10 protein-coding genes and 1 pseudogene are annotated in these 12,608 nt (G+C 64.5%); 6 read left to right on the forward strand and 5 right to left on the reverse strand.

Annotated elements, in window-relative coordinates:
• The first annotated feature begins 30 nt into the window (after nucleotides 1-30).
• Nucleotides 31-3,024 (forward strand): Z1 domain-containing protein, encoded by a 2,994-nt coding sequence (locus ABZ865_RS27865; protein WP_361235918.1) that lies wholly within the window; start codon nucleotides 31-33, stop codon nucleotides 3,022-3,024.
• An 83-nt stretch (nucleotides 3,025-3,107) separates the two neighbouring features.
• Nucleotides 3,108-3,572, forward strand: a complete 465-nt coding sequence (locus tag ABZ865_RS27870; RefSeq protein WP_361235920.1) for a very short patch repair endonuclease — start codon at nucleotides 3,108-3,110, stop codon at nucleotides 3,570-3,572.
• Here ABZ865_RS27870 and dcm read toward each other — a convergent pair.
• The 4 genes from dcm to ABZ865_RS27890 all read right to left on the reverse strand — a co-directional run bounded on the left by dcm (nucleotide 3,501) and on the right by ABZ865_RS27890 (nucleotide 9,193).
• The gene (gene dcm / locus ABZ865_RS27875) at nucleotides 3,501-4,853 is read right to left on the reverse strand and encodes a DNA (cytosine-5-)-methyltransferase (RefSeq protein ID WP_361235923.1); all 1,353 of its coding nucleotides are present in this window, start codon (nucleotides 4,851-4,853) and stop codon (nucleotides 3,501-3,503) included. The genes ABZ865_RS27870 and dcm overlap by 72 nt on opposite strands.
• Nucleotides 4,854-5,209: 356 nt before the next feature.
• Nucleotides 5,210-7,015 carry a DEAD/DEAH box helicase gene (locus tag ABZ865_RS27880; protein ID WP_361235926.1) on the reverse strand — a complete coding sequence of 602 codons (1,806 nt, stop codon included), beginning with the start codon at nucleotides 7,013-7,015 and terminating at the stop codon, nucleotides 5,210-5,212.
• On the reverse strand, nucleotides 7,012-8,445 hold the full coding sequence (locus ABZ865_RS27885) for a hypothetical protein (protein WP_361235929.1): 1,434 nt from the start codon (nucleotides 8,443-8,445) through the stop codon (nucleotides 7,012-7,014). The genes ABZ865_RS27880 and ABZ865_RS27885 overlap by 4 nt, the downstream gene beginning before the upstream one ends.
• A 55-nt stretch (nucleotides 8,446-8,500) precedes the next feature.
• Nucleotides 8,501-9,193, reverse strand: coding sequence for a hypothetical protein (locus ABZ865_RS27890; RefSeq protein WP_361236365.1), 693 nt, complete (start codon nucleotides 9,191-9,193; stop codon nucleotides 8,501-8,503).
• Between the two features lie 475 nt (nucleotides 9,194-9,668).
• Here ABZ865_RS27890 and ABZ865_RS27895 point away from each other — a divergent pair, with 475 nt between their 5' ends.
• On the forward strand, nucleotides 9,669-10,529 hold the full coding sequence (locus ABZ865_RS27895) for a helix-turn-helix transcriptional regulator (RefSeq protein ID WP_361235932.1): 861 nt from the start codon (nucleotides 9,669-9,671) through the stop codon (nucleotides 10,527-10,529).
• Nucleotides 10,530-10,552: 23 nt separating this feature from the next.
• Here ABZ865_RS27895 and ABZ865_RS27900 read toward each other — a convergent pair whose 3' ends face one another.
• Entirely contained in the window at nucleotides 10,553-11,185 is a 633-nt protein-coding gene (locus ABZ865_RS27900; RefSeq protein WP_361235935.1) for an ATP-binding protein, read from the reverse strand.
• 220 nt (nucleotides 11,186-11,405) lie between these two features.
• Here ABZ865_RS27900 and ABZ865_RS27905 point away from each other — a divergent pair, with 220 nt between their 5' ends.
• The 3 genes and pseudogenes from ABZ865_RS27905 to ABZ865_RS27915 form a co-directional block, all read left to right on the forward strand.
• On the forward strand, nucleotides 11,406-12,251 hold the full coding sequence (locus ABZ865_RS27905; RefSeq protein WP_361235938.1) for a helix-turn-helix transcriptional regulator: 846 nt from the start codon (nucleotides 11,406-11,408) through the stop codon (nucleotides 12,249-12,251).
• A complete protein-coding gene (locus tag ABZ865_RS27910) occupies nucleotides 12,252-12,464 on the forward strand; it encodes a DUF397 domain-containing protein (RefSeq protein WP_361235941.1) in 213 nt (70 codons plus the stop codon).
• An 8-nt stretch (nucleotides 12,465-12,472) separates the two neighbouring features.
• Nucleotides 12,473-12,559: pseudogene (locus ABZ865_RS27915) on the forward strand (haloacid dehalogenase); the annotation flags it as partial.
• Nucleotides 12,560-12,608 lie beyond the last annotated feature (49 nt).

The raw sequence follows: 12,608 nt of genomic DNA on the forward strand, positions 1-12,608 counted from the left end.
TCACCACTGATCCTTGACCGAGGACTTCACATGAGCGAGACCCCAGCAAGCGCACTCCTTGAGATTCACACCTCCGCACTGGCGGGCATGGGGAGCGTCCCAAAGCACTTCGCGCGATGGGCGGCGCTTGCTGCCGACGAGGACTACCCGGACGCGGACCTGAGCGAGGAACTCTTCCACACCCATCTCGCAGGCGGCGACGAGGCGCTCACGGCTCTGTGGAGCCGCCATCTCACTACCTGGGACTTCACCGAGGAGCCCCGCTGGGCACTCGGCATCCCGGCCCGTACCGACGACCGGCGTGCAGCCGTGTACGACCGTCTCCGCTTCGGCAGCGATCTGCGCAAGGCCCTGGACAACTTGGTGCCTGTGGCAAAAATACCGGGCCCGACTGTGATCACTCGTGAGTTCACTCCTTGGTACGCGCCTGAGCGAGCGGCCGCCCGGTCCTTCTACTGGACGTCGTATGAGCAGAAGCTCCGGGCCAAGGGCTGGTCCGAACCCGCCATCGCGAGCTTGGACGAGGCGAGCCGTGCCGTTGTCGAACGTTTGACGGACCCGGAGCAGTCGGCGGCCCGTCAGGCCAAGGGTCTGGTCGTCGGGTATGTCCAGTCGGGCAAGACGGCGAACTTCACCGGCGTCGCCGCCAAGGCGATTGATGCTGGATACCGCTTGGTCATCGTGCTCGGCGGCACGCTTAACCTGCTGCGCCGCCAGACCCAGCGCCGACTCGACATGGAGCTGATCGGGCAGGAGAACATTCTGCGCGGTGCCGATATCACGGACCTCGACTCGCTCGTAGGCATCGACTACGTAGGCGACGACGAGGACTGGCCCACATTCGTCCGGCACGGGGGACGTCCTTCGGCACTGGGTGCGTTCGACATCGAGCGGCTGACAACCCGCGACAACGACTACAAGAGCCTGGCACAGGGCATCCGGGCGCTCGAGTTCGAAAAGCGCGAACCCACACGTCCGCTGCATGATCCGGCGAACCTCCATCACACGGCCGCCCGCGTCCTCGTGGTGAAGAAGAACAAGTCGGTGCTGACGAAGCTGGTGAAGGACCTCAAGCAGATTCACGGACTGCTCGGAGAACTGCCCGCCCTGATCATCGATGACGAGTCCGACCAAGCCTCCGTTAACACTCTGGACCCGAAGAAGTGGGAGCAGGGAAGCACTGAGCGGACGGCCATCAACGGGCTCCTCTCCCAACTCCTCCAGCTTCTGCCGCGCGCACAGTACGTGGGTTACACGGCTACCCCGTTCGCCAACGTCTTCATCGACCCTGGCGACGACGAAGACCTCTTCCCCAGCGACTTCCTGATCTCTCTTCCGCGCCCTGCCGGGTACATGGGCGCCCAGGAATTTCACGACCTGGATTCCGGCATACCGCAAGAGGAGCGCACGTACGCTAACTCCCAGGAGAAGGCGCATATACGAGGCATATACGATTCCACGGGTGACCGTCTCCAGGAGGCCATGGATGCCTTCGTACTGTCCGGCGCACTGAAGCTGTACCGGGCCGACCATGGTGTGCCCGACGGGCCGTTCCGGCACCACACGATGCTCGTCCATCAGTCCGTGCGCAAGGATGATCACGCAGATCTGGCGCTGCGCATCAATTCCATGTGGCATGAGGCCGGCTACAGCTCGTCAGCCGGACACGAACGCCTCGCGGCATTGTGGGCATCCGACTTCGCTCCCGTGAGCGAGGCGCGCGCCTCAGACCTCCCGGCTCCTGCCACGTACGAGGAGCTGCGCCCGTACGTGAACGCAGCACGTCAGCGCATCGGATCAGGAGGCCAGCCCGTCATCGTCGTGAACGGAGACTCGGACCGCTATTTCGACCAGCTGGATCTCGACTTCGACGGGACCGCGAACGTCTGGAAGATCCTCGTCGGCGGCACGAAGCTGTCTCGCGGCTTCACGGTGGAAGGCCTCACTGTCACCTACTACCGGCGTACCACCCAGCAGGCGGACACCCTGATGCAGATGGGTCGCTGGTTTGGCTTCCGGCCCGGCTACCGGGACTTGGTGCGCCTCTACATCGGCAGGGAGGAGCCCTTCGGGCGCGACAAGTACGCCGACCTGCATGAGGCATACGAAGCCATCTGCCGCGATGAGGAAACGTTCCGTGAGCAGCTGGAACAGTACGCCGTTGTGGTCGACGGCAAGCCGCAGATCACACCTACGCAGGTGCCTCCGTTGGTGGCGCAGCACCTGCCCTGGATCAGGCCATCGGCGCGCAACAAGATGTTCAACGCCGAGCTGGTCGAGGTCCGGTCGCCCGGCCGTCCCATCGAGCCTGCTTCGTATCCCCTGAGCAACGCGGTACTCAAGCAGAACACGGAACGCTGGCGACCTCTGCTCGACGCATTCACGCCAGAACCGGTTTCGTTCAGCAATCCGCCGGATGACTCCAGTTCTCTCACCCGGACCTTTGAGGCACTGACCGGCACCGTCTCTCACAGCGGACTTGTCGGCGTGCTGTCCCAACTTGAATGGGAGCGATCCGGGCACTTCGCGCCCCACCTGACCTACCTCAGCCAACTGGACGGCACGCTGGCCAAGGTGGACGACTGGCTTCTCATCTCGCCCCGCTTGGCAGCGAGCACGCGTGTCGAGGCCAGCATTCTCGGTTCCCTGCCGCTGTCTCTGGTCCGGCGAAGCCGGCAGACTGGCAAGACCTCCTTCGGCCGCATTGCCAGTGTCGAGCACCGCACCGCGGCGCAACGCCTGATCGACACAGCCTCCTCGACGCCGGTCGCGCCTGCTGACGGCGGGCCCGCCATTAGCCCTACAACAGGTGTGGTGCTCCTCTACCCCGTCGTAGAAGGAGACAGCCACAGTGACGTCCACGCGGTCGTCCGGAACGGCGCGGCCGACCCCGCGAAGATCGTCATGGCATTCACCTTGATCCCGCCGACCTCGGCCACGAGCGGGGACCGTCGCTTGGTCCGCTTCCGCGCCAAGAACTCGCGATACGAGGACGAGGCCACGATTCCGTACGCTGCGTCCTGAGTAAGTCTCGCGTGGGAGGTCGGCAAGCACCCAGGCCTGCCTTCCACGCGCTGCGGCGGTATGCCGGCCTCTAGGCTCTAGATGTGTCCGAAGAAACGCAGTGGGAAGCACCAGCCGGTTCGTGGGCCTCGTCCGCGGCTCGCCGCCGCAACATGCAGGCGATCCGGAGCCGCGACACAAAGCCCGAACAGCTGATCCGCAGACTCATCCATGCCCGTGGCCTGCGATACCGGGTCTGCGCACGCCCGTTGCCTGACCTGCGCCGGACGGCAGACATGGTATTCCGTCCCGTGAAGGTCGCCGTATTCGTCGACGGCTGCTACTGGCACGGATGCCCCGAACATTACATTCCGCCGAGGACTAATTCCGGTTACTGGTCAGAAAAGGTGTTGCGAAACGTCGCACGAGACCGCGACACCGACCGGCGCCTCAACGAGGCGGGCTGGCTGGTGCTCCGCTTCTGGGAGCACGAGCCATCAGACGCCTGCGCGGACAAGATCGCTGCGGTAGTGAACCGACGGCGCGCTGCTCTCAGACGCCCTACCTGATACCGGCAAGGCCATCTGTTCCTGTTGCGGAAGGTCTACGACAGAGTCCCTACTGTCCAGTTCGTAATCACGGAGAAGCTCATCACGGCACTCCGACCGCAGAACCGCAGCAATTGCTCGACCCACTGCTTCGGCAACAAGAGGCGGAAAGGCATTCCCCACCTGCCGGTACTGTGCGGTCTTCCTTCCTTGGAATTTCCAGTCCGGCGGAAACCCCTGGATCAGTGCGGCCTGCTCCACAGTGAGCATGGGCCCCGCAGGACGGAAGAGGTCCCGTTCCGGATCGCACTTCTCGGGGTCGTTGGCAAGGCCCATGCCATCGACCCCCAGAGCCTCCCAAGCCCGCTTGGCCCTGGTCGGCCCGAGGTCTGCACCACCGTGCTTTTTCGACCCTCCAACCAGGGTCGGAGCGATACCCCTGCCCAACTCGGCAGCCTTGGAAGCCTTATCCAGCCAGTCCTGGTAAACGTCTTTCCCGGTGCGCTCCCCCGGTTTTGCGCGCTCACCATTCTTGTTTTTCGTCCAGTACTTCCGGCAGCGCGCTTCCATGCTGACAGCAAGCTCTCCGACTACCGTTGCCTGCTTACCTTTAACCCTGGACGGCCATACGAATTCGATGCCGGAATCGTTAAGCACATCTTCACGAATTACAACCAGGATAGCCCGGGGGCGCAACTGAGGGACACCGAAGTTGCTTGCATCGATCCGGCGCCAAACCTTCCGCATGGCACGGTCTTGCTGCTCAGCCGACCAGCTCTTCTTGATTTCCGGTACCGCATAACCGAGGTCCCGAAGTTCACCCAAGATATCTCTGCGATAGTCGATGAAAACCTCCGGAGGCTCAAGAATCCCCCGGACATTTTCAATCATGACCGCCTCTGGCATGAGCTCGTCGATGATCCTCAGAGCATCCGGAAAAAGATCACGTTCGTCATCCTTCCCCAGCCGCTTACCTGCCAGCGAGAAGGGCGGGCACGGCACACCACCTGCCAGAAGATTCAGTTTCTTTCTTTCAATCCCGGGATTTTCAATCCCGCCAGGCTTAAGGAACTCCCGCACGTCCATGGACCTGAGCTCCTTAGCCCGCTCTTCACTCCACCCAGGCCAGTCACCAACATTCGCCCGCAGGGTGTCCACCGCATGTGGATCCCACTCCACGAGAGCCAAGTGGTCAAACCCCGCGTTATGCAACCCAACGGCTTGGCCGCCCGCACCGGCACAGATCTCCACCGAGGTCAGTGGCCGGGTGAACTGCGGACGCTCACGACCGCTGGCGCTCATAGTGTTCCTTCCAGGAGTGACTCAAAACTGATCCCAAGTGTCCCAGAGGCCGTGATCACGTGCAGGCTCTTGAGCACTCGACACCCACGAGTCTCCCACTGTCTCAGCCCTGGCCATCCAGGGGGGCAGGGCTGAAGTCATCGAACACTTCGGCATCCCTGTGATCTCACTCACCAGAGTTTCGGCAAGCGATTCAGGCCGCGCACGCTTGAGGCGGCTGGCGTCGAGGGTTCTTCTCCGCCCCACTCACAGCGGGGCCTGGCCGATCGGACTCATGAGCAGCGGAAGCCAAGCCGATCAGCCGATCGGCTTGGCGCGATCCCGTGATCCCACGAGCCGAGGGGGTGGTGCCCGCACTACGCACCGCCCATGTGCCGCAGCAGCGCCTCAATGTCCCCCGGCGCGAGTCCGGCCGCCACGGATGGCTCCTCCTCCAGGTCAGCTAGTTGCTGGACCGTGGGGTCGTCAAGGATCTTCCCCATGAACTCAAGTTTCTGGTCCATGCGCACCTTGACCACCTCATCGATCGTTTTGCTCGCGGCGATCACGGTGACCCTTGTTTCCGTGTCCGGTGCTAGACCGAGCCGGTGGATACGGTCAAGGCTCTGGAGGTATCGGCCGGCCATGAAGTCCCGGTCTACATACACGGCGTCGTGACACACGTGGTGGAGGCTGATCCCTTCGCCCAGAGTCGCCGGGTTGGAGACCAGCACCATGCAGCTGGGGTCTTCACGGAAGCGGCGCAGCTGCTCCTCCCTGTCAGGCGTACCTCCGTACACGACAGCCGGGCTGTACTTCTCCAGCATCCGTTCCAAGGTCGTCAGGCTGCGTACGAAGGTCGTCCAGACAAGCGTTTTGCGGCCCTGCGCGGCGTTCTCGGCGACGATCGCCAGCGCTTCCTTGTACTTGGGGGACAGCTCGTAGTCCGGAAGGTTCTGCATCAGCGAATACAGCGAGCTTCCAGCCGGGATCGGGAGCGGGGGCAGTTGGTAAGCCAGCGGCTCATACTTAGTGGCGCCCTCCAGCAGCAGTGCCGGACTGGTCGCCGCCATCAGCAGACGCAACGCCGTCTTGCCGAGCGCGCTCAGGTCGTCCCGCGCCGTGCCGTTGGTCATGCCGCCCACCAGAGAGCTGTAGATCTCGGCGTGCAGGTCCGGCATATCGACGTAGCGCATCCGCAGGGTCATCGGCGGCAGGCCGAGCTCCTGCTTGGTCGTTCGGGTGAACAAGGGACGCAGGACCGTGCTTGCGTAGGCGAGGTCGCCGCCGGCCACCGCCCGCGTGACCGTGCGCTGGCCGTGGCCCGGCCAAACGAAGCCCAGGAGGTTCTCCAGGTCCTTGGAGCCGTTCGGGGCCGGCGTTCCGGTAAGGATCAGCCGACGTTTTGCGAGCGGGCCCAGCGCCATGCACGCGGCACCGTACGTACCGCGCGCGCCGAGCTTCATGCGGTGGGCCTCGTCGAGGATGATCATTGAGGGGGCGGACTTCAGCCAGTTCGCGAGCAGGGACAGCGAGCGGTCCAGCCGCTCGTAGTTGACGATGAGAACCTCGGCCCACTCGTCCAGGGAGCCGTCCAGTACATGGGTGCGCAGCGGGTAGCTGAAGCAGACGGCGGTTTCATAACGCCAGGACTCGTAGGCGGACTTGGGGCAGACGACTAGCAACCTGCTGGCGGCGCCCTTAGCCCGCTGCGCGGCGTACACGGCGAGCGCCACGCGGGTCTTACCAGCGCCAGGCACGCTGAAGTTCGCGCCGTGCCCGAGCGAGAGCAGCTTGGCGACGTCCCGGCGCTGAAAGGCATTGAGATCTTCCTTCCAGGTGTCTCCCAGCATGCTCAGCACATCGCCAGTGGCGACCTCCGGAGGTGCGCCAGAGCCGGCCAGTCGCTCCTCGACCAGTCTGGCGTCCTTGACCACACCGGACACGAGGTCCAGCAGTTCCGGAGCCCACACGACACCCGCAGGGTCCGGCCAGCTGCTGAGGAAGGTCAAGTTGGCTAGGAGGTCATCGAGCGCGATCGAGGCTGCCAGTGGGCCAAGCTGGCCGCCGGTACGGAACCGGGCGGCCAGCTGGACGAGGTCCTGCCGGTACCGGTCGGTGATCCGGAGGACCACACGGGTTCGCGAATCGTCGAATCCCAGGTGCAGGGACGTCTCCGTCACCGGGTGCCCTCCGCAGCGACGGCCGCCAGGAGCCAGGAGACGCCGTCGCCGGGGTTCGGGATCCCGCGCCCAGCCTGCTGGGCAAGCTTGAGCAGACTCCCCCGGAGCTTGAGTACGGCCTCGTCGAAGGCCTCCTCATCCAGGCTGTTCGAAGTACGGGCCTGAACCAGCTCGATGACGCACTGGTCGATGTTGACGCACGCGTCCGCGAGCCGGGCCGGCGCGAGCTGCTTGCGCTTGCGGAGCCTGGCGTCGCGGCCCGAGTTTTCGATCGCCCGGTCGAAGGCGTCCCTGGCCTGATCGAGCAGCACCTGAGCCGAGGCCTTTTCGCTGTCGGGCAGCCCCGGAGTAGTACTCCGGACGGCAGCCGCCGCCCGGAGGATACGGTCATTCAACGCACGGGCCGCCGATACGGCCGACGAGGCGGCCGGCACTTCCAGGCCCAGCCCCGGGATGGACACCGACTCGGGCTGGGCGGCCGTCCCGTTGTCCGCCAGCTCCGTCGGCAGCTCCTTCTCCAGATACCCCTCGGTCAGGAAGGTCTCGTCGATGTGCCGCACGTCCGTCTTCGAGAAGTTCAGCAGGATCGCCGCCAGACGCCGCTCCTTCAGGATTTCGGCCTGGTCCCGGTCCAGGTTCTCCAACTTCATGTAGAGCCGCTGGAGTTCCTTGAGGCGCTCCTGCGCTCCCTCCCAGTCAACCAGCCTCAGCGCGACGCCCCCACCGCTCGCGCTGCGGTCGTTCAACTCCTTGATGGTGCTGAGGATCCACCGCTCCTGGTGGTACGTCGCCGTCCGGATCCGGAACTCCTTGGCAATCTGCTCGGGCGTCCGGCCCAGCGCCGCCTGCTCCTCCATGGCGAGCAGCCGGTTGATGTACGAGTAGTCACGCCGCTGGTCCTGGCGGAGCTGGAGCGCCAGCTCTACAGCGTCAATGTCGTCCCGGGTGAACGACGAGGGGAGTACGCCCACCCTCATCGACTTCTTGCGCAGCTCCCGCAGGGCAACGGCGCGCGTGTTCCCGTTCACCAGTACGCCGTGATGGGTGACCAGCCCCGGTTCGTTCTGGCCGAACTTATCCAGATCCTCCTTCAGCTTGTCGAAGTCGGGGTCTCGCAGCTCCGGGTCAGAGGGCTTCGCCTGAAGCAGGCTGCGCAGGTAGTCCTGGCCAGCCTCCCCGAACGGGTCCTTGTCCAGATTCCGGTCCTGGTCCGGCTTGTGGGAGCGCTGGGCGCGGATCCGGTGCGTACCGGGGTTGAGGTAGAGGTCGTTCAAAGGGAGGTCGATCACATCGACGTGGATCTGCTGCCCGTTCCAGTCGACCGTGACCGTCTCCCGGGTGCCTCCGGTAGCCCTTACCTCTTCCAGCCTCTTCTTGATCAGCTCACTGAACTGCCCCGCCCGCGGCGGCGGCGGAAACTCCCGCACCATGTCTTCCCCGTCCCTTCTGTCGCCGGTCCTGTCAGCTTCCGTTGCCGGTCTTGGATCAGTCGGCCATGTCGTCGATGGCCTGCGCCACCGCAGCGCGAGATTCCTGGGGCAGCGTCCGGTAGATGCCCCAGATCTTCTCGATGGGGCTGAACGAGCGCTGATCGGCGTCGATCCACTTCGCGAAGAGGCGCAGCTCCATCGAGGAGAGGTTCTCCACAAGCTCCAGCAGAGCCCCGAGGTCAACCTCACGGTCAGCCCCTCCACCGGTCCCACACCTCTTGCATTCGGTGACGAGCTGATGTTCAGCGGTACCGTCGGAGTGGAGCACCTTACGCCGGGAGACATTGAGCTTGGAAAGCTCAACACCGCCGTCGTCGCCGTACGCTTCGCCGGCACCAATCCCGCAGGACCGGCACAGGTGGTTGTCGTCCTGGAGTACCTTGGCACGCTGGGCGGCGGTCAGGCCGACCTTGTGCTTCGGCGCCTTCGACTTGCCGGGGATCCAGACTTCGGCACCCCTGGCCACGAACCGCTGCTCCTGCTGGCGCAGGGAGGGGTCGTCCCGGCTCGTGTCGAAGCGCCAGCCGTGGTCACGCAGATCCCGCTGCCTGCGGTCGATCTGCGCGACGTCCGGAATCGCCTCGCGCAGCTGAGCCTTGGTGAAGATGTTCCCCTCCCCCACCACGGTGGCCAGCCACAGCGCGGCCCGCGCCATGCTTCCGAGCTTCTTGTCCTGAAAGGACGGCATTGCTTCCACTAACGCCTCCGCGAACTCGCGCCAATGACACGCTTTTTATTTCGGAGAGTGCAGCAACTGCGACTGACAGTACACGGCACATGGACTCCGCGTTCCCCCCGCTCCTCAGCGGCTCGTCCAGCTGACACCACAACACGGGCAGACGTCCAGCCCTTCACGGCTTGCTCGAGTAAAGCAATCCCGAGGTGCCGGACTTGCTCACGAAAAGCAAGTCCGGCACCTCGAAGAAAGCCGGGAATTACAGGAGTAGCGACACCACCCTGAGGCACAATTGCCCAGTCACAGGCAGAGCTTGGGGCAGCTGGCCTCACCCTGCCTGAGTAGTCCAGGGAGGGGTAATCGCATGTCATCAGCCGGAAGCAGCACTGGCAGACTTGGCTGGCTGGCCCCCGCGAAGGGGTTCGCAGACGACGTACCCCCCAGGAAGCGACAACTTGCGTTCGCTCTTCGGGCGTTGTGCCGTCTGTTGAAACCGGAAGACCCGGATAAATCAGGAGAAGGCCTACCTACACAGGCAGAGGCGGCAAAACGGTTGGGCTGCACCGCGGATATGTTGTCGCGGTACCTGAACCGCCTCAGGGTTCCGGGCCGGGATTTCGTCGAGCGTCTGTACAAGGAGGCTTGCGCTGACGCAGCCGCCAGCGGTCAGAACGTCGGCTTCACCCGCGAAGCGCTGCTGGCCCTCCACGCCAGCGCCGCAGGGGAGCGGCGAGGCTGCGAGCACTGCCCGGAGCTGGGCGGACGAATCGATTCGCTCACCCAGCAGCTCAACGCCCCGTGCCCGGCATGCATGGCGCACCAGCGAGAGCAGGAAACCTGTCGGCGGCAGCGGAAACAGGACGCCATGCGGTTGCGGTCAGCCAAGAGAGAAGCCGCAAGACTGCGGGCAGCGGTGACGGACATGAAAGCCGAGCAAGCTGAAATGCTGGCCAATGAAGCCGGCCTGCGAGAGCGTCTGGCGGCGGCACAGGCAACCAGGACTCTGCTGCCGGTCCCCCGTCGGCCAGGGGACCGGCAGCAGAGCATGAAAGACGTGTCGGCGGCACGGCAGCTGGTGGCACAGGCCGGGGAGCTGGACAGCGACGGACGGGAGGACCTCGCGTTCACCTTGCTCCGGCAGAGCACGACAGAGCTACTCACCCCGGCTGAGACCGCGCAGGTCGTGGTGGAGCTGAGGCAGCGTGAGCGAGGCCGGCTGGCCGACGACCTGATCCACGTCTACGGGCGGGACCAGGAGAAAGAGGACGTTATGGCAGTGGCACTGGAACTGCACAAGGAAGGGGCGACAGATGATGCCGGCGCCATACTGCGAGCCGCGCTTGGGTAGCACGTCGGCGCCGCACCTACTTGTCAGGCCGCATCCGCTTCGGCCTCGTAGTGCATCTGGGCACGGTCGAGGATGTCGTCCGGGTCGTGCCCGCGTGCAGCGGTCCAGTGGAGCAAGTCAGCGATCAGCTCGACTGCCGACTCCTCCAGGCCGGCATCCCGGGTCCGACCTTGCCGGCTCGCATGGTTCCCGACGCTCTGGTAGCTCTCCAGCACCTCCACGGCTCGCTGGATCCGTCGGCAGCCCCTCCTCGCGCTGAGCGGCATTTCGCACCAAACCGCCTTGCCGATGGCGGTGAGAACCGCACCCCAGTCAATGGCCAGTCCTGCCACGAGGTGCAGGCCTCGGCCACACTCCTCGTAACACTCCGCGGTCCTGGGGGACGGGAGGGCAGGGCTCCTGTCGTGGACCTCCAGCCGTAGCCGGTCACCCCTCCACTCCAGCACCAATGTCGCCAAGGCGCCCTCCCCTACATGCTTGACGACATTGGTCGCTAGCTCCGTGACGATGACTTCGGCTTCGTCGACAGCTACCGGCATTCCCCACCTGACCAGTTGCCTTGCGGCAGCTCTTCTCAAGAGCACTACCTCTCCCGGGACGGCCTCGAAGGGCAGGACGCAACGGAGTCGGGGATCGGTCGTTCCGGAGACGGGCATGCCCAGTCCTCCCTCCCAGGCCACACACATGCCTGCGCCCGCCGTATCTGAACGGCTGCAGTGCGTAGCGGTCTGGAGTCGAGCATGGCACAAGAGAAGTCTTGCCATGTAACTTCTCATGAGAATCGATCGGGTGAAACCGATGGTGCGCCTGGTTCGCCGCTGCCTAGCCTGATGAGGATTTCCGGGCTATCACCCCGGCGCACGCTGAAGGAGTCAGATGTCCGAGCGGACCACAACGCGTCGCCGCCAACTAGGCGCCGTGATGCGCAAGCTGCGTGCTCGCAAGGGGTTGACCCTCGAAGAGGCCGGACGACTCGTCGGCGTCTCCAAGGCGACGGTCAGCCGCTACGAAACCCAGGCGGGACCAGTCAAGTGGATCGTCGTTGAGGCGCTGTGTCGCGCGTACGAAGCAACTGATGCCGAGCGGAAGACCGTTGTAGGCCTGGCGAAGGATGCCAAGCAACAAGGCTGGTGGAACTCCTTCGCAGACTCCATTCCCGAGAGCATGAACCTGCTGCTCACCCTTGAGGACGAAGCAGTACGCGAGAGTCACTTCTCCTGCGTCTACGTCCCCGGTCTCCTGCAAACGCGTGCCTACAGCACGGCACTGCAGAAGGCCAACGAAGTGCCCCTGGACCAAACGGAGATCGAGCGCCTGGTCGACATCCGTATGAAGCGGCAGGAGATCCTCACCCGCCCGAAGCCACCGCGACTGTGGGCAATCCTCGACGAGTCCGTCATCCGCCGCGTCGTCGGGTCACCCCAGACCATGAAGGAACAGCTCGCGCGCCTGCTCGACGCGAACGACTCCCCTCACATCACTCTCCAGGTGCTGCCGTTCTCCAAGGGAGCCCACGCCGCCGCGCTGGGGAGCTTCGTCATCATCGGCGGCCCCGAGCCGGCCCTCGATGTGGTGTACGTCGATTTCCACACAGGCTCCCTGTTCCTGGAGAAGGACGAGGAACTGAACCGATACAGACTTGCGTTCGAGTACCTCCAGGCTCAAGCGTTGGACATGGAGGCATCCTCCGCCATGATCCATCGCGCCCTCAAGGAGCTGTGAATGTCCACCGGCCCCCAGCCCGCCTCCGAGCCCAGATGGTTCAAGTCGTCGTACAGCGGTGGCAACGCGACTGAGTGCGTGGAGGCGGCGTTCGTTTCCTCTGGCGTGCTCGTACGTGACTCGAAGAGCGGCAGCGGACCCGTCGTCACTGTCCGGGGCCCGGCCTGGCACGCGTTCTCGTGGGCACTGCGAAATGGGACGTTCGAAGACTGAACTCTCGCGTGATCAGTGGAGTCGTCTTCGCTGGTGAGTGTCTCTCAGACGAGGCCCGAGAGCATGGAGCTCGGGCCGACTGGCTCGGGGTTCCCATCACACGTCTCCGCCGTTGGCAAGACGGATCACCTGCTGCAGTGAGAC

This window comes from Streptomyces sp. NPDC047085, from assembly GCF_040643735.1.
In the GTDB taxonomy this organism is placed as follows: Bacteria; Actinomycetota; Actinomycetes; order Streptomycetales; family Streptomycetaceae; genus Streptomyces.

Coding starts and splice junctions, on each gene's coding strand:
- ABZ865_RS27865 (WP_361235918.1), top strand. CDS start 31: ATGAGCGAGACCCCAGCAAGCGCACTCCTTGAGATTCACACCTCCGCA.
- dcm (WP_361235923.1), bottom strand. CDS start 4,853: ATGAGCGCCAGCGGTCGTGAGCGTCCGCAGTTCACCCGGCCACTGACC.
- ABZ865_RS27885 (WP_361235929.1), bottom strand. CDS start 8,445: ATGGTGCGGGAGTTTCCGCCGCCGCCGCGGGCGGGGCAGTTCAGTGAG.
- ABZ865_RS27890 (WP_361236365.1), bottom strand. CDS start 9,193: ATGCCGTCCTTTCAGGACAAGAAGCTCGGAAGCATGGCGCGGGCCGCG.
- ABZ865_RS27900 (WP_361235935.1), bottom strand. CDS start 11,185: ATGCCCGTCTCCGGAACGACCGATCCCCGACTCCGTTGCGTCCTGCCC.
- ABZ865_RS27905 (WP_361235938.1), top strand. CDS start 11,406: ATGTCCGAGCGGACCACAACGCGTCGCCGCCAACTAGGCGCCGTGATG.
- ABZ865_RS27910 (WP_361235941.1), top strand. CDS start 12,252: ATGTCCACCGGCCCCCAGCCCGCCTCCGAGCCCAGATGGTTCAAGTCG.